At 45.9% G+C, this 24,380-nt stretch carries 30 protein-coding genes and 1 other RNA gene; 21 read left to right on the forward strand and 10 right to left on the reverse strand.

Annotated elements, in window-relative coordinates:
• Positions 1-158: 158 nt before the first annotated feature.
• On the reverse strand, positions 159-353 hold the full coding sequence (locus SG35_RS03680) for a hypothetical protein (RefSeq protein WP_044834171.1): 195 nt from the start codon (positions 351-353) through the stop codon (positions 159-161).
• Between the two features lie 211 nt (positions 354-564).
• Between SG35_RS03680 and SG35_RS03685 the strand changes: the two genes are divergently transcribed.
• On the forward strand, positions 565-1,242 hold the full coding sequence (locus SG35_RS03685; protein ID WP_084692850.1) for a substrate-binding periplasmic protein: 678 nt from the start codon (positions 565-567) through the stop codon (positions 1,240-1,242).
• Between the two features lie 179 nt (positions 1,243-1,421).
• On the opposite strand, the gene SG35_RS03690 is transcribed toward SG35_RS03685, so the two are convergent.
• From SG35_RS03690 to SG35_RS03705, 4 genes are all read right to left on the reverse strand, one after another.
• Positions 1,422-2,435, reverse strand: coding sequence for a trypsin-like peptidase domain-containing protein (locus tag SG35_RS03690; protein ID WP_044836064.1), 1,014 nt, complete (start codon positions 2,433-2,435; stop codon positions 1,422-1,424).
• A 174-nt stretch (positions 2,436-2,609) separates the two neighbouring features.
• A complete protein-coding gene (locus tag SG35_RS03695; RefSeq protein WP_084693018.1) occupies positions 2,610-3,413 on the reverse strand; it encodes a substrate-binding periplasmic protein in 804 nt (267 codons plus the stop codon).
• A 283-nt stretch (positions 3,414-3,696) separates the two neighbouring features.
• Complete coding sequence (locus SG35_RS03700; RefSeq protein WP_044836061.1) at positions 3,697-5,052, reverse strand: Do family serine endopeptidase; 1,356 nt, start codon at positions 5,050-5,052, stop codon at positions 3,697-3,699.
• A 97-nt stretch (positions 5,053-5,149) separates the two neighbouring features.
• Positions 5,150-5,605 (reverse strand): Z-ring associated ZapG family protein, encoded by a 456-nt coding sequence (locus tag SG35_RS03705; RefSeq protein WP_044836060.1) that lies wholly within the window; start codon positions 5,603-5,605, stop codon positions 5,150-5,152.
• A gap of 138 nt (positions 5,606-5,743) precedes the next feature.
• Here SG35_RS03705 and zapE point away from each other — a divergent pair, with 138 nt between their 5' ends.
• The 8 genes from zapE (at position 5,744) to SG35_RS03745 (ending at position 12,377) form a co-directional block, all read left to right on the forward strand.
• Positions 5,744-6,859 carry a cell division protein ZapE gene (gene zapE, locus SG35_RS03710; RefSeq protein ID WP_044836059.1) on the forward strand — a complete coding sequence of 372 codons (1,116 nt, stop codon included), beginning with the start codon at positions 5,744-5,746 and terminating at the stop codon, positions 6,857-6,859.
• A 257-nt stretch (positions 6,860-7,116) separates the two neighbouring features.
• Positions 7,117-7,545: a 50S ribosomal protein L13 gene (gene rplM, locus SG35_RS03715; protein WP_044836058.1), complete on the forward strand. Its 429-nt coding sequence runs from the start codon at positions 7,117-7,119 to the stop codon at positions 7,543-7,545.
• A gap of 3 nt (positions 7,546-7,548) precedes the next feature.
• The gene (gene rpsI, locus SG35_RS03720) at positions 7,549-7,941 is read left to right on the forward strand and encodes a 30S ribosomal protein S9 (protein ID WP_044836057.1); all 393 of its coding nucleotides are present in this window, start codon (positions 7,549-7,551) and stop codon (positions 7,939-7,941) included.
• 655 nt (positions 7,942-8,596) lie between these two features.
• Positions 8,597-9,187: a ubiquinol-cytochrome c reductase iron-sulfur subunit gene (petA, locus tag SG35_RS03725; protein ID WP_044836380.1), complete on the forward strand. Its 591-nt coding sequence runs from the start codon at positions 8,597-8,599 to the stop codon at positions 9,185-9,187.
• Positions 9,187-10,452, forward strand: a complete 1,266-nt coding sequence (locus SG35_RS03730; RefSeq protein WP_044836381.1) for a cytochrome b — start codon at positions 9,187-9,189, stop codon at positions 10,450-10,452. The genes petA and SG35_RS03730 overlap by 1 nt, the downstream gene beginning before the upstream one ends.
• Positions 10,452-11,150: a cytochrome c1 gene (locus SG35_RS03735; RefSeq protein ID WP_044836382.1), complete on the forward strand. Its 699-nt coding sequence runs from the start codon at positions 10,452-10,454 to the stop codon at positions 11,148-11,150. Before SG35_RS03730 ends, SG35_RS03735 begins: the two co-directional genes overlap by 1 nt.
• Positions 11,151-11,247: 97 nt before the next feature.
• Complete coding sequence (gene sspA, locus SG35_RS03740; RefSeq protein WP_044835978.1) at positions 11,248-11,889, forward strand: stringent starvation protein SspA; 642 nt, start codon at positions 11,248-11,250, stop codon at positions 11,887-11,889.
• The gene (locus tag SG35_RS03745; RefSeq protein WP_044835977.1) at positions 11,889-12,377 is read left to right on the forward strand and encodes a ClpXP protease specificity-enhancing factor; all 489 of its coding nucleotides are present in this window, start codon (positions 11,889-11,891) and stop codon (positions 12,375-12,377) included. The genes sspA and SG35_RS03745 overlap by 1 nt, the downstream gene beginning before the upstream one ends.
• Before the next feature lie 108 nt (positions 12,378-12,485).
• Here the strand turns inward: SG35_RS03745 and dolP are convergent, their stop codons facing one another.
• Genes dolP through SG35_RS03765 form a run of 4 tightly spaced genes read right to left on the reverse strand, consistent with a single transcriptional unit; the run spans position 12,486 to position 15,935 of the window.
• A complete protein-coding gene (gene dolP, locus SG35_RS03750) occupies positions 12,486-13,055 on the reverse strand; it encodes a division/outer membrane stress-associated lipid-binding lipoprotein (RefSeq protein WP_044835976.1) in 570 nt (189 codons plus the stop codon).
• Positions 13,056-13,064: 9 nt separating this feature from the next.
• Complete coding sequence (locus SG35_RS03755) at positions 13,065-13,646, reverse strand: phosphoheptose isomerase (protein ID WP_044835975.1); 582 nt, start codon at positions 13,644-13,646, stop codon at positions 13,065-13,067.
• A 17-nt stretch (positions 13,647-13,663) separates the two neighbouring features.
• Positions 13,664-14,068 carry a YraN family protein gene (locus SG35_RS03760; RefSeq protein ID WP_044835974.1) on the reverse strand — a complete coding sequence of 135 codons (405 nt, stop codon included), beginning with the start codon at positions 14,066-14,068 and terminating at the stop codon, positions 13,664-13,666.
• The gene (locus SG35_RS03765) at positions 14,055-15,935 is read right to left on the reverse strand and encodes a penicillin-binding protein activator (RefSeq protein ID WP_044835981.1); all 1,881 of its coding nucleotides are present in this window, start codon (positions 15,933-15,935) and stop codon (positions 14,055-14,057) included. Before SG35_RS03765 ends, SG35_RS03760 begins: the two co-directional genes overlap by 14 nt.
• A 77-nt stretch (positions 15,936-16,012) precedes the next feature.
• Between SG35_RS03765 and rsmI the strand changes: the two genes are divergently transcribed.
• The 8 genes from rsmI to SG35_RS03805 all read left to right on the forward strand — a co-directional run bounded on the left by rsmI (position 16,013) and on the right by SG35_RS03805 (position 21,203).
• Entirely contained in the window at positions 16,013-16,867 is an 855-nt protein-coding gene (gene rsmI, locus SG35_RS03770) for a 16S rRNA (cytidine(1402)-2'-O)-methyltransferase (RefSeq protein ID WP_044835973.1), read from the forward strand.
• A gap of 82 nt (positions 16,868-16,949) precedes the next feature.
• Entirely contained in the window at positions 16,950-17,714 is a 765-nt protein-coding gene (locus tag SG35_RS03775) for a type 2 periplasmic-binding domain-containing protein (protein WP_152646830.1), read from the forward strand.
• Between the two features lie 57 nt (positions 17,715-17,771).
• Positions 17,772-18,143, forward strand: an RNA gene (gene rnpB / locus SG35_RS03780) — RNase P RNA component class A.
• Between the two features lie 236 nt (positions 18,144-18,379).
• A complete protein-coding gene (locus tag SG35_RS03785; RefSeq protein ID WP_044835971.1) occupies positions 18,380-19,402 on the forward strand; it encodes a hypothetical protein in 1,023 nt (340 codons plus the stop codon).
• A 5-nt stretch (positions 19,403-19,407) separates the two neighbouring features.
• Positions 19,408-19,773: a hypothetical protein gene (locus SG35_RS03790; RefSeq protein ID WP_053043446.1), complete on the forward strand. Its 366-nt coding sequence runs from the start codon at positions 19,408-19,410 to the stop codon at positions 19,771-19,773.
• 225 nt (positions 19,774-19,998) lie between these two features.
• The gene (locus tag SG35_RS03795) at positions 19,999-20,349 is read left to right on the forward strand and encodes a helix-turn-helix transcriptional regulator (RefSeq protein WP_053043444.1); all 351 of its coding nucleotides are present in this window, start codon (positions 19,999-20,001) and stop codon (positions 20,347-20,349) included.
• A complete protein-coding gene (locus tag SG35_RS03800; protein WP_044835970.1) occupies positions 20,330-20,545 on the forward strand; it encodes a bacteriocin in 216 nt (71 codons plus the stop codon). The genes SG35_RS03795 and SG35_RS03800 overlap by 20 nt, the downstream gene beginning before the upstream one ends.
• Positions 20,546-20,573: 28 nt before the next feature.
• The gene (locus SG35_RS03805) at positions 20,574-21,203 is read left to right on the forward strand and encodes a hypothetical protein (protein WP_044835969.1); all 630 of its coding nucleotides are present in this window, start codon (positions 20,574-20,576) and stop codon (positions 21,201-21,203) included.
• A gap of 224 nt (positions 21,204-21,427) precedes the next feature.
• Here the strand turns inward: SG35_RS03805 and SG35_RS03810 are convergent, their stop codons facing one another.
• Positions 21,428-21,925, reverse strand: coding sequence for a hypothetical protein (locus SG35_RS03810; RefSeq protein WP_152646828.1), 498 nt, complete (start codon positions 21,923-21,925; stop codon positions 21,428-21,430).
• A gap of 154 nt (positions 21,926-22,079) precedes the next feature.
• Between SG35_RS03810 and SG35_RS03815 the strand changes: the two genes are divergently transcribed.
• The 4 genes from SG35_RS03815 to SG35_RS03830 all read left to right on the forward strand — a co-directional run bounded on the left by SG35_RS03815 (position 22,080) and on the right by SG35_RS03830 (position 24,207).
• Entirely contained in the window at positions 22,080-22,574 is a 495-nt protein-coding gene (locus SG35_RS03815; protein WP_152646544.1) for a hypothetical protein, read from the forward strand.
• A 13-nt stretch (positions 22,575-22,587) separates the two neighbouring features.
• Positions 22,588-22,800: a hypothetical protein gene (locus tag SG35_RS03820; protein WP_044831947.1), complete on the forward strand. Its 213-nt coding sequence runs from the start codon at positions 22,588-22,590 to the stop codon at positions 22,798-22,800.
• On the forward strand, positions 22,800-23,114 hold the full coding sequence (locus SG35_RS03825) for a hypothetical protein (protein ID WP_044831946.1): 315 nt from the start codon (positions 22,800-22,802) through the stop codon (positions 23,112-23,114). Before SG35_RS03820 ends, SG35_RS03825 begins: the two co-directional genes overlap by 1 nt.
• 175 nt (positions 23,115-23,289) lie before the next feature.
• A complete protein-coding gene (locus SG35_RS03830; RefSeq protein ID WP_044831945.1) occupies positions 23,290-24,207 on the forward strand; it encodes a hypothetical protein in 918 nt (305 codons plus the stop codon).
• Positions 24,208-24,380 lie beyond the last annotated feature (173 nt).

Consider the following 24,380-nt stretch of genomic DNA (forward strand, 5'->3'; position numbering starts at 1 on the left):
GGTGCTTCACTGTGTTGCCTTGATCCTGAATGTACAGGCTAAGGGCAGAAATAACCGTATTCGTTGCGTATGCCGGAGTTTAGGGTTATTTCTGCAGCCTGAATTTTGTGCCGGAATTTTTTACCGAAACCAGTCGCCGGGGTAAAAGGGGATGAGCGCTAATCGGCTTTGACGACGCTTAAGCTGTCAAATCTCTGGTGCTTGCCGCAATGATAAATGTCCTGGCCATGGCTGCCCTTATTGCGTTCGATATAGGTGACCAGGTATTTTCTTTCTTTATTAATTGTCAGGGAATAGGGACTTATGGTTATCCTTGCATGATAAATATGATCTCCGATATTAATTGCATTCATTTCAGACTCCTTTTATTTTTCTCTGACGCAAATAATTGAAATAATGTGATCATCACTAATCAGGCGCCGAGCATAACAGCAAGCTGGTTAACAGAACATTACCGGCGATTACAGCAGCAGATTTTTTCTCCTGAGCAAGGAGAAAAGTACCCTCAGGCTCAGAGCCGGACCTATAATTCATACCGGGTGATTTACTCGTGAGGTCAAAACGATGAGACTTTTCCCTGTATTGTTCTTAAGCCTGATGTTGGGCTTCCCCCTTGCCGGCAAAGAGTTGCTGATCGGTGTTGAAAATATCAATTATTACCCTATTTCCGCGATGCGCCATGGTCAATATGCGGGGTTTTCCCGGGATGTGCTGGATGCCTTTGCCGAACGTTATGGCCATAACATTATTTATAAAGCGTATCCGGTGAAAAGCCTGTTTGGCGCTTATCTGGCAGGCCAGGTGGATTTTAAATTTCCCGATAATAGTGGCTGGGCCCAGGAGAGCAAACATAAAAGGATCATTACCTATAGCCAGGCGGTACTGGAGTCGATTGATGGCGTGATGGTTTACCCCCATGCCCAGGGGCGCGGTTTAGGAGCCCTGAAAAGACTGGGCACCATAGTCGGTTTTACCCGCTTTGCCTACCTGGATGCGATAGCGGCCGGCAAGGTGAAGCGGCATGAGCATGAAAGTTTGGATGGTTTGATGAAACTGGTGAAGTCTAATTATGTTGACGGGGTTTATAGCAATATTTTCGTGACCCGCTATTTCCTGAAGAACTCATCTTATGGCAGCCAGTATATTGTTTTTGACAAGACCCTGCCTTATGAAATGACCGGCTATGCTTTGTCCAGCTTTAAGTCTCCGGAGCGGCTTAAACCAATTTTATTAAATATCTAACCATCTTCGGATGGTCTAAATCTCCAGGTCCTGCGTTGTTTTCAATCACAATCGCTTGCTATTGCTCAATCAAACGCCCCGCCTGCATGCAGGTGCTTAGCTTTAGTCTGGAACGATAAAGGGGTTTCTTGAAAATTTATCCTCACCGAATTTTGGCCATCTACTTAATGCAATTGGTATTATTTATTCAGTATCTGGTTGTATTCTATGATAGTAACCGGGATATCAAGCTGGCGCTTCTGGCGATAGACCTTAAACATCAAACTGGTGTTGGGTTTGGTTTCCGCAACTATATCCAGGGCATGGGTAATACTGTTGATTTGCTGTTCCCCTATCTGGTAGACGATATCGCCCGGCAATAACCCGGCTTTATAGGCCGGACTGCCCGGGGTGACCTGGTCTATAATAAAACCTTTAAATTCATTGATGTAACGATTGGCAACCACCCCTAACCAGCCGCGGGTTACCCGGCCGTGAGAAATTATTTTCTCCATCACTTTTTTGGCCAGCTGATAGGGCACGGCAAAAAAGATCCCCTGGATATTGAGCTGGGGGTTGGAGAACTGACGGGAGTTGATGCCCACCAGGTCGCCGTTGCTGTTGATTAACGCGCCGCCGGAGTTGCCTTCATTGATCGCGGCATCCATCTGCAAAAATTCCAGGTAGCTGGTATTGCTCAGGCCGTTACGGCCGGTAGCGCTGATAATGCCCTGGGTAACCGTTTGCCCCAAGTTTAACGGATTGCCTATGGCCAGGACGACATCGCCGGCAAAGGATTTTAAATCTGTCTTTTGCGGGATCACCGGCAGGTTGACCGCTTCTACTTTTAATACCGCCAAATCGGTATAGATATCATAACCGATAAGTTCGGCGGCAAATTGCTGGCCGTTTTGCAGCCAGACGGAAATTAAATTCGCATTTTGCACCACATGGAAGTTGGTCAGGATATAACCCTGGCTGTCCATGATCACCCCGGAGCCCAAACGGACATTACTGGTGGGGTACTCGCCATAATTCGGGGCGCTCTGAATATCCCGGGTGTAAATGTTTACTACCGCCGGACCGGCCAGACTCACGGCTTTTGCATAGGAAAGTGCCGCCGGCTGATTGTTTGGTTCTGGAATGATTTTCCATAACGCCAGGGTATTGTTCCTCAGTTCAGGAATCAGCAGCAACAGGACAACGGCAAGCATGACACCATAACTTGCAGAGCGGATGACATATTGTAAAAAAGCGATGATTTGCAAAAGGGTTAGGTTAATTGGCTATTTTTCATAAGCCTACCACAGTTTAGTCTTGTCGATAAAGTTTACCGGGAGATTGCGGGTAATTATTATGCCATCAGGAATGTGTTGGCGCCGGGGCGATCAGGGTAAAGGTGCTTTTACTACACTGTGCTTGTTTAATACCTCTTTGATAATACGGTCAATTTCTCCATTTTTCTTCATTTCTTCCAATACCCGGTTGAACTCCCTGAGGTGTTTTGTCAATCCGGATGCCTTGGATAAAGCGAAATAACCTAAGGTTCCCTCGAAGTAGAAGGGGGATTTTTTGATGTATTGGCTAAGGTTGTTTTGTAACAGGTAGTAGTCTGAATAGACATCAACACTCAGGAAAGCATCGATCCTTTTTTTCATCAGTAGCCCCGACAGCTGGGCGGTATTAACGGCTGCAAACTTTGAAATTTTCGTATCCTGGTCAAATCTTGGGTTGTTTTTATGCCCTAAGGTGACCCCTATGGTGTATTGCCGTAAATCCTGATATTTCTCAATGGTGAAAGGGGTTGCCTTTAATGTGTAAAAGGCCTTGTTGGCGGCATAATAGCTGGGTTCTATATAGTGCATATACAGTTGCCGGTCCCGGTTTTTTTGTAAAGAACCCAGCATATCGAGTTCGCCGTTTTCCATCATGCGCAGGCAACGTTTAAAGGGGCATGGTACCAACTTTAACTCCAGTTTTAATGTGTTTGCAATGACACGGATCACTTCTATATCGATACCGCTGATGCTGCCTGCTTTCACTATGGTGAAGGGGGGCCAGGAGTCAATCCCGAAATGGAGTGTTTTGTCGTCTGCTTTTGAGGTAAATGCGCTTACGGTTAATGGCAGGGCAACGAGCAGCAGGTTCCAGGGGGGAGTGCTGAATGTTCGAACAAGCAAAGAATACATCATACTACTCGCTAAAGCTTTTGTTGTTATCGCGGGGGCTGCCTATCGGCTGTGCCAAAGGTTTATGGGATACTTTTAATGGCATTAAAAGAAAACCGCTTTTGAAAGTATAGACTGTTCAAGGACATTGCCTGTTTTGACGGGAGAAGTGAAATACAGGAAACGGTAACTTTGGTTTTTTTGCCGCCAGAGTCTCATGTTAACTCGGTTGTGGACGATATTGTTGACTGGTGTTAAAGGAAAGGCCCTTTCGGGCCTTTCATCTGTTAAGGGGGCAAAGTGAAATCTAGCGTATCATCAGGTATAGCTGGCTGTTACCGCGAATCACATTCAGTGCCATCACCCCTTTCGGGTTTTTCAGGTAATTGCGCAGTTCGGCAATATTTTTGATGCGTTTACGGTTAATGCCGTTAATAATATCGCCGGATTTTAAACCGATGATCTGCGCCGGGCTGTTCTCGGCGAGATCTTTTACCAGGACACCGTTACCTTCATTGTTGTTCTCCAGCTCGGCACCCTCTAGCATTCTATGGATGCTGGCAGCTTCAACATTGGCGGTATCCGATTTTTTCAGTTTAACGGTAAAGTCTTTTTCATCACCGTCACCGCGGATCACGGTAATTTCTACCTCTTTACCGGCGCCGATGGAGCCGATTTTAGCTTTTAATTCCTGGAAGGTTTTCACTTTCTTGCCGTTGACCTTAGTGATGACATCACCCGCCATAATGCCGGCTTCTTCGGCGGCAGAGCCTGAAACTACCTGCTCAACAAAGCCCCCCTGGTTGGTTTCCAGCTCCATGGCCTTGGCGATGTCGCCGTTGACGCTACGGCCGGTTACTCCCAGGATGCCGCGGCGCACTTCGCCAAACTCAATGATTTGTTTGGCAAGGTTATTCATCATATTGCTGGGAATGGCAAAGCCGATGCCGACATTACCGCCGTTCGGGCCTATGATGGCGGTATTGATACCGATCAGTTCGCCCCTGAGGTTGACCAGGGCGCCGCCTGAATTACCGCTGTTGATGGCGGCATCGGTTTGAATAAAATCTTCGTAATTTTCGATATTCAAGCCGCTGCGCCCCAGGGCACTGACGATACCTGAGGTCACGGTTTGTCCTAAGCCAAAGGGGTTGCCGATAGCCACGGTAAAATCACCGATACGCAGAGCGTCGGAGTCTGCCAGTTTGATATCGGTGAGATCTTCGGCCTCAATTTGTAAAATGGCAATATCGCTTGCCTTGTCTGAGCCTAGTTTTTTTGCTTCTATCTGGCGGCCGTCTTTCAGTGTCACTACGATCTCATCGGCTTCATCCACCACATGGTTGTTGGTGACGACATAACCCTTATCTGAGTCAATAATAACCCCCGAGCCCAAAGCCCTGAACGGGCGCTCTTGCGGCTGGCTCCGGCGCGGATTGCCGAAGAAAAATTTAAAGGCGTCGGGTACTCTTTGCTCGACCTCATGGGTCCCTTTGACTGAAATGCTAACGACTGCGGGGGTTGCCTGCTCCAGCATCGGGGCGAGAGAAGGCATGGTTTGACCGCCGACGGCTAAAGGTAAATTGGCATAAGCAGGTGCGCTTGAAAGGGCAAGGGTGCCTGAAAATAATGCTGCGCTGACTAAAATTGACAGTTTTTTCATACTTAAGATCTATCCTTCAAAGAATTTAACATTTTTTAACTCATCAAATGAGTGACCCAATTATTGACCGAGCATAAAAGCGTTAGTTCGAAATTCCCTAGTCGGCATTTGTAACACTTTGTTTCTTGTCGTCAAAAAGACCGCTTGGGTTGCCGGAATAATCCAGCGGGGCTTCGGTAATGACTGCTTCGGCTTTGTCTTCCCTTTTTTGATGACGCAGGTTTGCGGTTTGCGCCAGTTGCTCCTGGGTTTCTTTGGAGAAAAAGGGCATGGCTTCTTTTTCCGTCGGGGTTGCCTGCTGCAGCAATTTTGTGCTTTCCGCCATTTGCTTCATGGCCGTCTGGCACGTGGCATGCATTTGTTCCAGCAATTTGCTGGAATTGTCCAGATGTTCGGCGACATCGTTTTTATATTGGGTCAATGCTTCTTCATTTTGATTTACCTGCTGGGCAAGTTTTTGATTTTCTTTGTTGGACTTTGAAAAAGTTTTACCGATAAAAAAACCGCCTAAAGCGCCGACCAAAAGTGAGATCAATCCTGTTATTAGAGTCATACTGTATTACCTTCGATTGTATTCGTGGAGAAAATTGGTGAAAATATAAGTTCAATATACCGCTTCTACGTTAGCTATAAAACTGAATATGCTCTTAAATTTTATTTTTTCAAGCCGATGCCGCCAGAGGGTGGTGAAATGACCGGCCTTTCACCGTTAGAAAAGTATCAAAGGGATCTGCAGCGGGATGACTTTCAATATGACGCCGCCCAGGAAAATGCCGTCAAACATCTGCAGCGTTTATATGAAGATCTGCAAAACAGGCCGCTGCCGGTAAAAGGCTTTAAAAAGGTGCTTAACCGCTGGAAGAAAATCTACGGTAAACAGGATAACACCCAGATCAAAGGCTTGTATTTTTGGGGGGGCGTCGGCCGGGGCAAAACCTACCTGGTGGATACCTTCTATGATTGCCTGCCGTTTGAAAATAAAATGCGGGTGCATTTTCACCGTTTTATGCACAGGGTACATCAGGAATTAAAGCAGCACACCGGGCAGTCGGATCCGCTGAAAATCATTGCTGACCGTTTTGCCAGTGAAGTGTGCATTATCTGTTTCGATGAATTTTTTGTCTCCGATATTACCGATGCCATGATCCTCGGGGCGTTATTTGAAGAGCTGTTTGCCCGTAAGGTCACCCTGGTGGCGACCTCGAATATTATCCCGGATGAGCTTTATCGCAACGGCCTGCAGCGGGCGCGTTTTTTACCTGCCATTGCCCTGATCAACCAGCATACCGAAGTGGTGAACGTCGACAGTGGGGTGGATTATCGCTTAAGGACCCTGGAGCAGGCGGAAATCTATCATTTCCCGCTTGATAATCAGGCCGGGGAAAACTTAAACCGCTACTTTGAGCAGCTTTCCTGCGAGCCGGGCGAAAAAGGGGCGGCAATAGAAGTGAATAACCGCTTACTGGAGACGGTACAGGCTTCCGATGGCGTGGTGCACTTTGAATTTTCCCAGTTATGCGAAACCGCCCGCAGTCAGACGGATTACATGGAAATCAGCCGTATGTACCATACCGTGCTGCTGGGCAATGTCACGCAAATGGGGCCGGAACATGATGACAGCGCCCGGCGTTTTATTGCCCTGGTGGATGAGTTTTATGAGCGTAATGTTAAACTTATCATGTCGGGGCAAGTGGCGCTGGAAAACCTGTATCGCGACGGACGCCTGAGTTTTGAATTTAAACGCTGCCTGAGCCGTTTGCAGGAAATGCAGTCCCATGATTACCTGGCAAAAGAGCATTTGCCTTAAGGGCAAACCGCGCCCCTTCGCGGTATGATTTTTATTCAAATGTCGCGTTTTTTAGTTATTTTATAAAAAATGCCATTTGAATGAAAATTATACGTGATCTTTTACCTCATCTCCTTTATAATCCTGCGCCTCCCTACGTTACAATTACCTGAAAAGGTAACAGACCGAGGCTACTCGAAGGGGTAACACCGGGTCTAACTGAACCGATGATCTATGGATTGTCATTGATGTAACATTTTAATATTGGGTTTTTTTTAATGAAAACTTTTGTAGCAAAACCAGAAAGCGTACAACGCGAATGGTTTGTAGTGGACGCCGAAGGTAAAACTTTAGGTCGTATCGCTACTGAAATTGCAAGCCGTTTACGTGGTAAGCATAAGCCAGAATACACTCCTCATGTTGATACCGGCGACTACGTTGTTGTTGTTAATGCTGAGAAAGTAAAAGTAACTGGTAACAAAGCGAAAGGTAAAATTTACTACTCGCACACTGAATTCCCAGGTGGTCTTAAGCAAATCAGCTTTGAAAAGCTGATTGAAAAAGCCCCTGAGCGTGCTCTTGAGTTCGCTGTTAAAGGCATGTTACCTAAAGGTCCTTTAGGCCGTGACATGTACCGTAAACTAAAAGTGTATGCTGGTCCTGAGCACAAGCATGCTGCACAACAACCACAAGTTTGGGAGCTGTAAGCAATGGCTGATAATCAATATTACGGTACTGGTCGTCGCAAGAGCTCAACTGCTCGTGTGTTCATGAAAGCTGGTAACGGTACCATCACTATTAACAAGCGTGACATTTCTGAGTACTTCGGTCGTGAAACTGCTCGTATGGTTGTTCGTCAGCCATTAGAGTTAGTTGAAATGTTAGAGAAATTCAACTTCAACATCACAGTATCTGGTGGTGGTATTTCCGGTCAAGCCGGTGCTATCCGTCACGGTATCACTCGTGCATTGATGGAGTACGACGAGTCTTTCCGCAGCGATCTGCGTAAAGCCGGTTTCGTTACCCGTGATGCTCGTAAAGTTGAACGTAAGAAGGTTGGTTTACACAAAGCACGTAAACGTCCACAATTCTCAAAACGTTAATATTTACGTTATGTATTGCAAAAAGCCGGCTTATGCCGGCTTTTTTTATACATGGAAGTATTTATCCTGCGGCTGCACGGATGCACTAGAGCAGGGTTTATACATGGAAGTATTTATCCTGCGGCTGCACGGATGCACTAGAGCAGGGTTTATGCATGGAAGTATTTCAGCTTCATTGTTCCGGACAAAAGCTAAATATCTACTTCCATATTAGGCAATCCTGCGGTTTCATGGATGAAAAAGAGCAGGGTTTATGTTCAGGAAGAAGAGTATGACATGAGCGCATGGCTGCGAAACGGCGGCTAAAAAATGTCCTGTTGGCTTATATTTGTCATGATGGTTTTGCTTTGATCTGCAGCAATAAAACAGGCATTTAGTGCAGATTTTTTAGAAATTCAGCTAAATCCTTAAGCAGCTAAAAACATTAATCCATCGTGTTTTTCTTAATCAATCCCCCCTCAGTAACATTTCTACATAAATTTTCATATTAACGCCTTTCTGAGGCGGAATTACCTTGTAAAAAATGGGTCATTTCTTTATGATCGTAAAAATTTTTTTGTCGCGAGTTTTTCAGGCAATATCAAGGAGTTTCTGTTCATAAACTGAGCAATGATTCCCGGTGCTGTCTGGATATTATTTTAAGTGGAGATTTTGAATGAGCAATGCGCCTGTGAATAACGGCCGTCGACGCTTTTTAACCGCTGCTACTTCGGTAGTCGGTGGTGTCGGCGCTGTCGGTGTGGCTGTGCCTTTCATTGCTTCCTGGAACCCCAGCGCCAAGGCGAAAGCTGCCGGTGCTCCAGTAGAAGTGAATGTTGGTAAGATAGAACCCGGTCAGCTGATCCGTGCTGAGTGGCGTGGTAAGCCGGTTTATGTTGTCCGTCGTACCGAAAAGACTGTCAGCGAACTGAGCAATCACGAAGACCAATTACGTGATCCTTCGTCAGAAGAGCCGCAACAGCCTGCATATGCAACCAATACGCACCGTTCAATCAAGCCGGAATTTTTGGTGGCTTTAGGTGTTTGTACTCACTTAGGTTGTGCTCCAACTTACCACAAAGGCGACTTTGGCGAGCAGGTTGAAGGGGTTAGCGACGGTTTCTTCTGTCCTTGTCACGGTTCTAAATTTGATATGGCCGGCCGGGTTTTCCAGGGCGTTCCTGCACCGCTTAACTTAGTGGTTCCTGAGCACTCATTTATTGATGACGATACCTTGCTAGTAGGTGTTGGACAAGGAGAAGCCTAATGTTTGCAAATTTCATGGCTTGGATTGACAAGCGTTTGCCTTTGACTGACGCAATGAACAAGCATGCGGCTCAGTATCCGGCGCCGAAAAACTTTAACTTCTGGTATGTGTTCGGTATTTTAGCCAGTGTTGTTTTAGTAAACCAGTTGTTAACCGGTATCTGGTTAACCATGAACTACGAGCCGTCCGGCGACGGCGCTTTTGCTTCCATCGAATACATTATGCGTGATGTCGATTACGGCTGGTTGCTGCGTTATATGCATTCCACCGGGGCCTCGGCCTTCTTTGTTGTGGTTTATCTGCATATGTTCCGCGGTATGATGTACGGCTCTTACCAGAAACCACGCGAATTGCTGTGGATTTTCGGTATGCTGATCTTCCTGGTGCTGATGGCCGAAGCTTTCATGGGCTACCTGCTTCCTTGGGGTAACATGTCTTACTGGGGCGCACAGGTTATCATCTCCCTGTTTGGTGCCATTCCGGTGATTGGTGAAGATCTGACTATCTGGATCAAGGGTGACTATGTTATCTCTGGTGCTACCCTGAACCGTTTCTTCGCCCTGCACGTTATTGCCCTGCCTCTGGTACTGGTAGTACTGGTATTCTTACACATTCTTGCCTTGCATGAAGTGGGCTCTAACAACCCTGAAGGTACTGATATCAAGAAACCGAAAGGCAGCGTTAAGCCGGAAGATCAAAGCAAATTCAAGTTCCACGAGCAATACACCAAGAAATACGACATCGTCGATGCGATTCCTTTCCACCCTTATTACACGGTGAAAGATTTAGTGGCGGTAGTGGTCTTTTTGATCCTCTTCTGTTGGGTGATGTTCTTTGCCCCGGAAGGCGGCGGTTACTTTATTGAAGCGCCAAACTTCGAACCGGCCAACGGTTTGAAAACGCCTGAGCATATTGCCCCGGTTTGGTACTTTGGTCCTTTCTACACCATCTTACGTGTGGTTCCGGATAAGTTATTCGGTATGATTGCCATGTTTGCCGCCATTTTCATGTTATTCATGTTACCTTGGTTCGACCGCGGCACGGTGAAATCGATTAAATACCGTTGCACAGCCCACACCCTTAACCTGCTTCAGTTCGCTGTTTGCTTTATCGTACTGGGTATTTTGGGAACCATGCCGGCGTCTGAGACGGCAAACTTAATCGGCCGTATCGCCAGTTTAGGTTATTTCGGTTTCTTTATTGCCCTGTGGTTCTACAGCAATAACGAGAAAACTAAGCCGGTTCCAGAGAGGGTATCAGGATAATGAAAAAGTTTATTTTAGTACTATTGGCAGCATTGCCGGGTCTGGCGCTAGCGGCAGGTCCCAGCATTCCTTTAGACAAAGCCGGTAACGATTTAACCGATAAAGAATCGCTTAAGCGTGGTTTTGAAACCTATGTTAACTACTGCTTAGGCTGTCACCAGCTGCAATATCAGCGTTATAACCGTACTTTCGCCGATCTGGGGATCGATGAAAAAGAAGGTATCGCCAAATATATGTATACCGGTGAAAAAGTCGGTGATCATATTACCAATACCATGCCGGCTAAAGATGCCGCCAAATGGTTTGGTAGCGCGCCACCGGATTTGACTTTGGAAGCCCGTTTAAGAAGTCCTGACTGGATTTATACTTATTTACGTTCTTTCTACGCAGATCCGAATCGTCCGTTTGGCGTGAACAACACAGTATTTAAAGATGTCGGTATGCCGCACGTATTGCAGGGCTTACAAGGCGTAAGTACTTTAGATGAAAATGGCAATCTTGGTGAAGCTAGCGGTGGTTCTTTAACCGCTGAAGAATATGATACCTTAGTGCGTGATTTGACCAACTTCCTGGAATATGTCGGCGAGCCGAATAAACTGGAACGTAAAAATCTCGGTTACTGGGTCATTGGCTTCTTATTCATTTTACTTATATTCTCTTATTTACTTAAGCGGGAATATTGGAAAGATGTGCACTAATTGTTAGTGTAAAAACAAGAATAACCTAGATCTTATCCTTGGGGGCTTAATGCCCCCATTGTTAGTTTTTAATTATAAAGAAAATTGGAGGCATTATATGGCCATAGCTGCGAACAAACGCTCTGTTATGACGTTATATTCACATGCAGATGATATGTACAGTCATCAATCACGTATTGTATTGGCAGAAAAAGGCGTAGGTGTCGATATTCATCTGGTGGAACCAGGCAACTTACCTGAAGATTTAATCGATTTAAATCCTTACGGTACCGTACCGACCCTAATCGATCGTGAGCTGGCTTTATACGAAGCGAAAATTATTATCGAATACCTGGATGAGCGTTTCCCGCATCCGCCATTAATGCCGGTTTACCCTGTCTCTCGCGGCCGCAGCCGTTTAATGATGCACCGCATTGAAAGTGACTGGTACAGCCTGGCAAAAATTATCCTGAGCGGTCCTGCCGATAAAGCGGCAAAAGCCCGTCAGGAATTAAAAGAAAGCCTGTTAAGCATAGCGCCGGTATTAAATGAAACGCCGTACTTTATGAGCGAAGAATTCAGCCTGGTTGACTGTTACCTGGCACCGCTATTATGGCGTTTACCTGTATTCGGTATCGAGTTGGCCGGTCAGGGCGCTAAAGAGCTGAAAACCTATATGTTAAGATTATTTGAACGTGAATCTTTCCAGGCGTCGTTAACCGAAGCCGAGCGTGAATTGCGTTTTGGTCACCCTGCATAATGCCTGCTTCAATGACTTCCAATAAGCCTTATATTGTTAAGGCTTTTTATGACTGGATTTCTGATAACCAGCTGACACCCTATATCGTCGTGGACGTCAGTGTTTATGGGGTGCTGGTGCCTATGTCATATGTCAATGACGGCCAGATAGTACTCAATGTTTCCGGTTCGGCTGTCGGTTCTATTGCCCTGGGCGACGAGGCGATTGAATTCAGTGCCCGCTTTGGCGGTAAGCTGGAGCATCTATGTGTGCCCTATGGCGCCATAGCGGCAATATATGCCAAAGAAAACGGCGCCGGTACCTCATTGCCTATTGAGCACCCGGAAGCGGCAGAAGAAAGCCTTGCTGCGGCAGATAAGCCTGCAGCCAGTCAGGGTAATGAAGAGCCCGGGCTAAGTGCGGTTAGCTCTGCTGACGACCATCAGGTAGAGCAGAGCAAACCTGCCTCTGCTGCCAAAGGCAAACCCAGCCTGAAGGTTGTGAAGTAATTGCTTCATTAACAGACATAAAAAAAGCAAGCCTGGCTTGCTTTTTTTATGTCTGTTTTCAGGCGGCAGTTGAGCCAGAAAGCCCTTTACATCCCGGCTTGAATCACCTTACTGGTATTCAAATGCCTTGAGTACCCGGTTAACGCCACCTATGTTACGGGCAATTTCTACCGCCATATTGGCCTGAGACTGGCTGACCAGTCCCATGAGGAAGACCTCGGCATTTTCCGTGACTACCTTGATATTGCCGGACTTGACCTTTTCATCGGCAAAAAGTGCGGTTTTTACCTTAGAGGTCAGCCAGAGGTCATTGGTACGGGTGGTAATGGAAGTAACATTACCGATACGGATCTGGTTATGGACTTTGACCACGCCATCTATGTTATTTAAGGTCTTAATGGCCAAATCCCTGAGGTAGGTATTCGGGGTTTGGCCGACGATCAACACCGAACCGTTGACACTCACCACCTGCAGGTTGGTGTTTTCGGTTAATCCATCTTGTTCTTTGAACTTGGCATAGGCATCGAGCTCGATCACCTGATCATCAATCTGGTTGCCGATAGAGCGTTTATCATTGGCTACCGTAGCGCCGCCGGCAACGCCGACCACGGCCGCGGCAACACAGCCCTGCAGCAGGGCGGCGGCAATCACAACAAGGGTTAAACGTTTAAAGGCCATTCATAGCTCCTATTGGGGAAATAAGGTGGTATCGATAATTTCACATAAGCAGTGGATCACTAGTAAGTGTACTTCCTGGATACGCGCGGTACGTGATGAAGGCACCCGGATTTCAACATCGTTTTCTCCCAACAAACCGGCGATATCGCCGCCGTCATTACCGGTTAAGGCGATAATCGGCATATCCCGTTTTACCGCGGTTTCAATTGCGGTGATGACGTTGCGTGAGTTGCCGCTGGTGGAAATCGCCAGCAATACATCGCCGTTATTACCAAGGGCATTGATTTGCTTGGAAAAGACTTCGTCATAGCTGTAGTCGTTGGCAATAGAGGTTAAGGTGGAGCTGTCTGTGGTCAGGGCGATGGCCGGCAGGCTGGGGCGCTCGGTTTCATAGCGGTTAAGCAACTCTGAAGAAAAATGCTGGGCATCGCCGGCAGAGCCGCCGTTACCGCAGGATAATATTTTATTGCCGTTTAACAGGCACTGCACCATCACCATGCCAGCCTGCTCTATTGAAGCGGAAATGGCTTCACTGGCGGCGATTTTGGTTTGAATACTTTCGGTAAAATTACTTTTGATCCGTTCTAACATAGGAAAACGAGACTCCATTAAAAGGCATTTTTCAGCCAGGTTATTTGTGGTCGTTCTATACTGCCCTGCAAGGTCACCACATCAAATCGACATGGGGTATTATATGCATTTAACCCGGCTTGTTGCAGGTAAAATTCGGCGGTTTGTCTGATTTTTTTCTGTTTGCTTGCCGATACCGCCGCCAGTGCGCCGCCAAAAGTGGGATGTTTGCGGTATTTGACTTCGACAAACACCAGCACCTGTTGTTCCCGCATCAGCAAATCTATCTCGCCGGTTTTTGCCGAGAAGTTTTTCCTGATCAGGGTCAGTCCCTGGTCAAGCAGGTAGTTGGCGGCAAGCGTTTCCGTTTGCCGCCCTGTCTCTCGGGTGGTAGAGTCCCGGGTATTAAACCCCGGGTTATTTGGCGGCTTAGTCCATGGCAATTTCCTGGACCTTATCTTTGCGGTAGCGCCCCCAGATCAGGCTGCGGGTGAGGATATTGTTGGCATTAAGTTTTAAGACTCCGGTCTGGCCAAAATGCCTGACAAAGGGGTTTTCCTGCATCGCCGCTATTTTGGCGGCCAGGGCAAAACTGTCATAACCCATGGCAAAGATACGTTGCAGGCCGTCGCTGCGCCGTGGCCACAGCTGCTGGCTCATTTGCGCCAGCTGTTTATTTTGCTGCTTGCTGTCTAACAACCAGGGCATTTCCGAGAAGGTCAAACCGGTTAAATCCCGGGTATCGCTGCGGTCATTTAATGCGCTGTGGCTGCGGGAGCTGGCATAGACAGGGATCACCTCGGCAAAGGGGCTGATATTGACATCGATATAGGGTTTTAACAGCTTGGTTTGCTTGGGGGAGCCCACCAGGTAAATCATATCGACATCGCGGCGGTTACGGGTTTCGGTTTTCAGGGTCTGTTTGACCCGGCGTTTTAAATCTTTGATCCTGGCTTTGCTTAAGCCGACATCCAGGCTGGCGGTCAGGTCGGTCTGCATTTTTTTTCCCTGCTCAAACGGCACGACTTCCGGGCTGGTGCCGGTCATTTTTAACCATTGATCGGCAAAGGCCCTGGCAATACGGCTGCTGACCTTGTCCTGATGGCTCAGTACCACGGGATATTGATAGTTGCGGCGCGCCAGGCTGCTGGCCGCCTGTATTGCTTCGTCTTCCGGGCGCATGGATAAGGCCACCTGGTGAGGCTTAAGGGCCTGCTCATCCGGGACATTGAGCAACAGGGTCGGCACCAGTAATTCTTCCTGCGCCAGGTAGGCCTGAACGTTGGGTTTTAACAGCGGACCGATGACAAAATCGATTGCCTGTTCGTTAAAGGTTAACACCAGGGCTGACATATCCAGGGTGTTGGTATCGATAAAATGCAGGGACACGGCATCATGGTTTTGATAAGCAGATAACAAGCCTTGCTGGGCGGCATTGCCGGCTGCGGCCTGGTTGCCGGACAGGGGTAATAGCACGGCAATATTTTCAATCGTTTTGTTGTCGCGCTCGGCGGTTTTCAGGCTATCGACAATGGCGACGGCGGGATGTTCGGAAAACTTGCGCTGCCACTGGCTTAAATAGCGGTTAAACTGCGCCGGGTTGTCGCCGAACTGGAAGGCGAACTTCAACAATTGTTGCCAGCCCTTTATATAGGGGGGGTTAAGTTGTGCCAACTGATCAAGTTGCCATTGCGACAGGGCGCTTAAGCTTTGCCACAGGGCGAAAACATCGTCATTTGAGGCAAAGTCGTCGATGACAAAGGCCCTTAAGGCAGCATCGGCAGCATCTACCGCCAGCTCACGGCTGTGTTGCACCTTGGCAAGTTGCTGATAATAAGCCAGCCGGTGGCTGAGCTGATGCTCCTTGCTGAGGGTATCGGCCTGGGTCAATTGTTCCAGCGCCAGTTGATGATATCCCAAAGCCTGTAAATTGGTGGCTTTGCTGATAAACAAGCGATACTTGTCATCAAGTTTGCCGATATCCGTTATTCCGCCCTCTGTTGTGACCAGCAAGGGGGTGATCTGGTTTGCCAGCCACAACGCCTTACGGTGCTTTTCTTCGCCGCCTAATAATTCTGCTGCCGTTATCATTAACGGGATGGCTTCTGCGGCATCAAGCCCTTTGGCCAGGTCAAGGTAGTCCTGGGCGCTTTGCGGTGTTTTAGTTGTCTGGCTAACCGGAGTGACTTCTGTTGTCGGCTTTTTTGTCGGGCTAACCGTTTTCTGGGTGGCGCAATTACTGAGCAATAGGCTGATAATTACTGCGGCTAAAGCCGATTTATATTGTTGTTGAAATTTATATTGCTTCACCAGTGAGAAATCCGTGCGTTTTAGTATGGGTTTATAATAAACTTCATCCTCTTTTGTCACAACATAAGTAAGCTTTTATGACACAAACCCAAGTTGATGCCGGGGCCTTGTATATCGTTGCCACCCCGATAGGTAATTTAGGGGATATCAGCCAGAGGGCCTTAGATATACTGACTCAGGTAGATGTCATTGCCTGTGAAGATACCCGCCATACCCAGAGATTGTTATCGGCATTTTCGATAAAAAATAAAACCATGTCGATGCATGATCACAACGAAAGGCAGCGTCAGGAGCAAATAGCGGCCTTGCTGCAGGAAGGAAAAAGCATTGCTTTGGTCTCTGATGCCGGTACGCCTTTGATCAGCGATCCCGGGTTTCATTTGGTGCGTTACTGTCGTCAGCTGGGGTTAAACGTCACCCCGGTCCCCGGTGCCTGTGCTGCCATTACCGCATTATCCTGTGCCGGATTGCCTACCGATCGTTTTACTTTTGAAGGTTTTTTGCCGTCCAAATCCGGTGCCCGGCAGACAAAATTAGCAGAGCTTACCAATGAGCCCAGAACCATGGTGTTTTATGATGCGCCAAGAAGGGCAATAGATACCATAGAAGATGTTGTCTCTGTGCTTGGCGGCGAGCGTTATGTGGTGATTGCCCGTGAGCTGACCAAAACTTTTGAAACCATACATTCGGACACGGCAGAAAACCTTTTAAATTGGTTGCAAGAAGATCCCAACCAGCTCAAAGGGGAAATGGTGTTGATCATCGAAGGCCACAAGGTTGATCCCGATGCGATATCGCCGAAAATTATCGATACCCTGAAATTATTGCTGGAAGAACTGCCGCCGAAAAAAGCCTGCGCCATTGCCGCAAAAATACACGGGGTGAAGAAAAATGCCCTTTATGATCTGGCTTTGTCCTTCAAGACCGACTGATTCACCATCTGTGATAAAAGGGCGCTGCCTCTTAATTAGTGATTAAGGCTATACTTTGATCATTCAATTAAGGGGCATTGTTTTGTTGGCTCGCATTTATTTTCTGTTACTTCCGGTCTTGGCGGCCATGCTTTTCTTTTCCATCTTGTCACTGGCCAGCGAAAAAGTCTTTGCTAAAAAGCTCCCTGTTGAACAAGCCGTTAAACATACTAAAACCTTATATTTATCTGCTCCGGCAGAAGCTTCCGGGTTTACCGAGACCATGCAGTTAATTATGCAGGCATACGAGGATATCGGCTACCGGGCGGAAATTGTTCCCATGCCGGCCAAAAGGGCAATGCACGAGGCGCTTCACGGTGACTGGGTGGATGCCGCCGTTGGCAGGGTTGAGCTGGCGGGTGAACTATTAAACAACTATATCCGTATACCTGTGCCGATTGGGGTCGCGGAGATTTTTGTTTATTTCAGGGAGGATGCTTTCGATGAGTTGGCTGATATCAGCAGCTGGTCGGGGTTAAGTCGCTATAAGGTCGCCAGCTTACGCGGTTTTATTATCTCTTCACAAAACTTAGCCAAGCACCGGGTTGATTTTCAGCAGGTGACTTATGCCAGGCAGGCGTTTGAAATGTTATTGCGAAAACATGTCGATCTGGTGGTATTACCCCGGAGAATGGCGGATAGGGTATTGAACCAAGATGAGTTTAAACAAGTAAAGGGATCGACAAACTCTCTGGATAAACAGCCTGTGTATCACTATCTTCATCAAAAGCATAAAGCCCTGGTACCTGCGCTAACCCTTAGTTTATCTCGACTATTCCCTCAGGATGAGGCTTTGGGAAATCACTAGCTGACATTAAAGGAGATTTCCATTGGCTCGGGAGCTAACTTGGGGTAGAATGCGCCCCGAGTTGGCCAGACAATCGCTGCTTTATCCTTTACTTTCGGGTAGGGAGATAGAGGGGAGGAAAGTCCGGGCTCCAACGAGCAGGGTGCCAGGTAACGCCTGGGGGGCGCAAGCCCACGACAAGTGCAGCAGAGAGAAGACCGCCGATGGCTGGCAACAGCACAGGTAAGGGTGAAAGGGTGCGGTAAGAGCGCACCGGGCGGCTGGTAACAGTTCGCAGCAGGGTAAACTCCACCCGGAGCAAGACCAAATAGGGTTTCATATGGCGTGGCTCGCGTTGAAACCGGGTAGGTTGCTTGAGCCTTAGAGCGATTTAAGGCCTAGACGAATGATTGTCCACGACAAAACCCGGCTTATCGGCCAACTCAAATGTTTTACAAAAAAGCCGCTACTGACGAGTAGCGGCTTTTTTGTACCCGTAAGAAAGAGAAAAAGAAAAAGAAAGCCCTCTCCACTCAAACCAGGCCCGGCGGCTTATCGGTCAACTCAAAGTCATATTTACTCTTCAATGCCGGATAATAAAATAAGTTGATTTTGGTTTTTTAATCACTAGAATTTAGGGGTTGCAGGTAGAACAGATATACCAATTGAGCTTAAAGGAATAAAGCATGGACGCATTACCTGGTACACGAAACCAAGCCATACATATTGTTGAAAAACAAATGCCTGTTGATCAACTTATTATGACCATGTATGAGTCTCCCTCTAAAGATACTTATAACCACTTTAAAATGGTTAATTCCCATATTAAAGATGGTATTGTGCAAGTCGGCCAAGTTGTTTTACTGTCTCCGGCAGATACACAAGCATGCACAACCGAGGAAGCCGAATTTTTAACCATAGCGAATAAGGTTGATATAACCTTATTGAAGCTCTCTAATTCAGAAAAACAGCTGCTGGTAAATCGATATGAAATGCTGTCCAATGTTGCTAGTTACAACGGTTTATTTTTAGGCGTAACTAATACTGCATGGAACGCACATGTCAAGCAGGTGGAAGCTATCTTAAAAGAAATAGAGCAGAACTATGTTGCTAGTTATAAAACCACAGGCAACGTCAAGAATCAAAACTTCTTTACCCGGCGAAACATACAGTTTAAACGTTTAGATGCGGCATTGAATCGTTTCGCACAGCCTTCATTCGGTGGTAATCTTGTGCCGGGAGATATTCGCAGTAACTTAGGCTTAAGCAGTAAAAGTATCATTCATCAATGGACTAAACAGCCCGTCAATGCCACCACTATCCCTAATTTTCATAAAAACTACGCAACAGTCGCAGAGATGTCACGCAATTTAAAACGGGTGGGGCATGTTGGTATAGCTTTAACCGGCGTTGATGCGGTTGCCAATATTCATAAAGCCTGTACTGTTGGCGATGATGCCAGTTGCCGTAAAGCAAAATATACTCAAACAGGTAAAGCTGTTGTTAGTATTGGCGGCGGTGGTTTAGGTGGTCTGGTTGCTTCTTGGGCTGTTTGTACTTTGGTTTTTGGTTTACCATCAGCAGGCACAAGTGCTTTTTGGTGTGCCGTTGTTGCTGGCGCGGGCGGTGGATATGCAGGAGGAAAATATGGTGGTTCTGGAGGTGAATATTTAGGTGAACAGCTTTATATATCAAACAGTATTAAGTGATTCTTATGCAAGAGCTTAGTTTGATTACAAAAATCATGATGTTTTTAATCTTTGGTGGTTGCTTTGGGTTTTTTATTTGGTTAGGGGGAGTACTTTATCTAAGAAAGAAATGGCTGCCTCTATTAGAAGATATTCTGGATGATGGCGTCAGATTCTATACCTTAAATATCTTTTTTTCAGGGCAAGGGGTTTTACAGTACGCCACTGTGTTTCTTAGCGCCTTTCATGCTAAACGGTACGGCATGCTAGAAAAAAGAAACAATGTCCCTAAGCATATACAAAGGCTGTTTATTTTTGCCTTTTGCTGGTTCATGTTAAGTTTTGTTTTGATGGTGAGCGGTATTGTTATGCACCAAATATATGTTTTATAGCATATGAGCAAAAGGCCCAACCAACTAGCTTAATTTTTGGTTTGTAATTAAATCTGAGGGCGTTTCCAATCTGTCGTTTATCAACTAAATCCTCTTATATTGGCCCTGAGGGACTAGTATGATATGCATCATAGTTTTATTGTATTTCCTTCCTTTTATTTCTAGTTTCCTTTATATTTCCGCATGTACAAATACGGAAATATAAAAATATAAAGGAATCATTCAATGCCCTTCATACCAAGCAAAGATGACTTAAAGCGCGCCAGACTCTCTGTCAACCTAACCACCGAAGCGCTGGCGAAAAAAGTCGGGGTCAGCCGGGTAACTGTGGAGAAGTGGGAGAACGGCAAGAGTAAGCCAAAATATGATAAAGCCTTTCTTATCTGCATTCATTGCGGATTTGACCTTTCTGGGTTTGCAAAACAATTCAAAGCACTTGAGCAGCAATTTTCTCAATATAAGGATCTAGGAGATGAAACAAAACCTAACGCCTACCGGGCAGCACCAAAAACAGACCACCTCAAACAGCCAATCAATCTACAAGGAACCGATGATCATGCAGAAGTTAACAACTGATGAACTAAAAAATATCACTGGCGGCAGTAATGGCGGTAAAGGTGTACACCCAACAGCACTAACTCTTGACGACCTGAAAAATATCACAGGCGGTTCTGGTGGCGGAAAAGGGGTTAATCCTGCAAGCGCAGCTCCTATAACTCCTATGGCAGATAGTCTTTTCCCTGTAAAGAAAGAAGAAGGCACAACACCCTAGTTGGTGCTGTTACAAGGATTAGAATTACATGGTTAAGTTGTTTCAATTAACTTTGATATTTGCTGGCGTTGTATATGCCATTATCAGTAAAAATCATTTGCATGTTTACCTGATTATAAATGCGTCACTGCTTTTGATTATGTTCAAGAGCAAGGACAATATAAATGTGGTTCATTTGTGCGGAGCTTTACTGGCGGTCTATGTTCTAGAGATGCTGATCTTCCATAATTTCATAGTAACCGAAAGCGATGTGCTCAGTGATATGGCTATAAATGCAATTATCTTTGCTTTTCATTTTGCCGTTGATCTGGTGATATTTTTCCTGCTGATTTTACGTGCTCCTTTCACAAGGGCCAGACTGGAATCACAAGGTAAGCCAACAGACCATATTTATAAATATAATGCTGAAATGGCGCTGGCAAGTTTGATGACTTTGTTTATGGTCGTTGACTTGATGGCGCTTGGGGAAAACTTCCTACGGCATTTACCTGAGTTCGGGATAACCGGGCCAGTGGCTGAATTCTTTTCTACATGGAGATTGGCCTATGACCAATATGAGAATGTGAAGTTTACATTATTGGGGTTAACTTTCCTGTTGGTGTGGCTCATGGCCTCGAATCTTGGTCAACAGCCTTATGAGGAACCAGAACCAAGGTAACAGGCATTAGCACAGGTAACAGCTGATATACGCATTGTGATTAAAAGGGCAAGTATTGAACTTGCCCTTTTTTGTGGGTGTGTGGATGATAGAGGTGGGTGTGTCATCGTCCTGGAAGGGATATGCCATCGTCCTTGATGACTCCCACAGGATTCAAGTAAAAGGAGTAGCAAAACACTTAAACCCTGTATGCTTCCATGCCCTTGGCGGGAGACTAGACCGCCTTAATGCCGTGTTATCGTATCGTTGCGTTGCGGAGGCTTATACGATAAGTAGGCTAAGTATTCTGGGCTACCAATACGCTTGCGTGATGCAAGCTTTCTTGCCACTGTTGCGCGCTGCATGAACTTAGGTCGCCAGACTGGCTCCGGTTCACCTACTAAGGTTTTGAGGGTGTACCCCAGTTCTGTCAGGTTGCTGAATATCTCCGCTTCGGGGTCACCCGGGAAGAAAAATCTTAGTTCACTTACGCGAAATACATCATGGTCGAAGAGTAGCCCTTGCAAGTTTTGCCTGAGCGTGCCGGGCTGACATACGCCAATCCCTAACCCGGCATATATCCCGGCCCTGAATTCCGCCATCCCCTGAGGGCCAATGCCACTAACACCAGATTCATTGATAATCTGTTCAATAGATTTTTGTTTATCTTCTGGTAAGTGCTCCTGTTGCTTTAGAGTCTGGCGAACTATGGCGAGTACTCTTTGAATCAAATCATCATTCAATTTTCTGTATCTTCCCTGGTGGTTTATCGATGATTTAGATCTTAATGATTTAACTTCAAACCTTCCTTTTCATTAAATTTTTTTCCTGAGTTTATTTTTTTATGAAAAGGAAGGTTTGAAGTTGTACCAGTAAACTAGCGCCATCAGTAATCAAGTGAAGCAAAAAAAATCAATGCACCCGGACGGATTCAAGGAAAAGCAACTAACTGATGCGCTGCTTAGGATAGTGAACAACAGGAAAGGCGAAGGAATACCGATAGAGCAGATCCTCAACGAGGCAGGTGTCACCAGACCACCAGTAATCACCATTTATGACATGGTGGAAGTTCGGGCACTGGTGTTATATGCGCTTGGCATTGACCGATATGGTGCAGAGCTGCGGGAAGCAATAATTTATTTCATAGCTGCAAACCCTGTATTTTGCTGGTCAGAACTTCGATATGGCTGCAGCGACCCGGAACAGGCCATAGAGGCAATATTGCATGAACTTAAATATGTATGCCGGGAACTTGAGATAGACGGCGAAAGGGAAAATGTGTGGTCTTCCAGGTGGGTATCCGTCAGGACAATTAGAAAGAAATTAGCAGGCCGGAAAAGGGTTGGTGATACGGCTTATTTTAAGTTTTTGAATTACAAACCTAGAAGTTAGAGGAAGAAAACACATGAGTTATAGCCCTGTTGCATCTGCATTAATAGCATTATTAGCGTGTCAGGACTCCGCTATTTTGCAAATAGCTAAAGCTAGTACCCCAGAAAAGAAAGCTTATTTTCAAAGGCAGGAAGCAAAAATTATGTGCTGTTTTCTGGATTTACTCAATGAGCTTTCCGAAGAAGGCCAACAGCAGATATTAAAAGTTGTGAAGGTAGAAATCTGATGGAGGGCAGGATTCAACGGATTAAATATCACTGGCGAAAATGGACATTAGGGTTAGCGCTCATTGGTGCGGCTGCATGGTATTGGTATCTCTATTCGGGCCATTTAGATACGGCGCGATTAGTGTCTGTACAAATGTGTGTAATAGAGGAACAGCAAAAGGAGGTCGAACAAGTCAGAACTGATGAATTGATAGAATTCATGACTGACCTGTTGATAAATAGAAAGCTTGCTGGCGATAGTTTTATAGAAAGGCTGGCTTTGAAGAATGCCATCTATGATGGCCTTACCTGCGCCCCCTTCGATTCTTTATAACTAATAAATCATAAGGAGGTGGTGATATTTATGGTACACCTGTAGCCTTTGGCTACCCCTATAGTAGTATTTCAGTTGTATGAATATTGAACATCTAATATAACTAAGCTGGTAGCGGGGAAAAGATACCACTGGAACCCCCTGTACTGCTTAACACAACAAGGAAGATATTTACATGTTAAGAATAATACTTATAACTTTACTTACCCTGATAACTTCAAATGTCTATGGGAAAACATCTAATTGGGATGTAATGGTGCCCTGTCATGGCTGTAGTGACTATAAGAAGGAACTGGAGGCGCTGAACGCTGCTTTCCGTGTCGGCCAAACAATCTATGTTGTCGATAACCAGAACGGGCAGTTCTATGTCAATGAGTACTATGTTAATTCTGTTGATCCTGACAGCTATGGCGCTGCCAATGCCAATATGCGGTTAATGACAAAGCACGCTCCAGGTAGTCCGGTGAGCCAGGACTTTGCACATCATGACGCTATACTCACGGAACTAACCAACAATATCACACAGCCTTTTACGATTAATGTATCTGAATTTCCATCAGCATTTGTAGGTATCAATACCGCTGATTTTGCCAATTGGTTTACAGATTACCATTACGAAAAGAAAAAGCAGGATTTTGATCTGTTGGATGCTGAAATGGCAGCAGCCCAAACCCTTACCATAGGTGTTAATGTTAAAGTGTTCTCCATGAGCTATACCTTTACCAGTACAAACTATCTTGAATATAGCTTTCCAGACGGAACAAGTGTTCAAATGAAGTTTGAGGTAATGAAGAATGTGACCACCGGTAAATACTATCTTCAATTTAAAGATCCGAAGTTTTTAGACAGCAAGAGTAAAGCTATCCCTACATCAAAGAACACACTTACTTATTATATAAGCAACGGTGGTAATCTTGCCGAAAGAGGTGATACCGGTTCGATACGAGCACATATAGAGGCAGTGTATACAGCGCCGGTTTTATGGATTGGTTGGGGTGAAGACTCCGGTGGTGGAACTCCTACTACAGTTATTCGAGATTGTTACGTTGAAATAAAAGATGGGAAAACGACGATTGTTTGTAATCCCAGTTAATTGTTTCCGTTAGCTATTGATGTCAATTCAGATAAAAATAAAGCATCCATTTGAGACGCTTTTGTCTTGTCGCCTAACTTAATTGTACTGTATGTTATTGATATTATTGATGTTGTTTGTGGTCACGGTTTGGTCATAATTTATTCCTCATTATTCACTTCTTTTTCATTCTT

Origin of the sequence: Thalassomonas actiniarum (genome assembly GCF_000948975.2) — a bacterium.
Taxonomy (GTDB): Bacteria; Pseudomonadota; Gammaproteobacteria; order Enterobacterales; family Alteromonadaceae; genus Thalassomonas; species Thalassomonas actiniarum.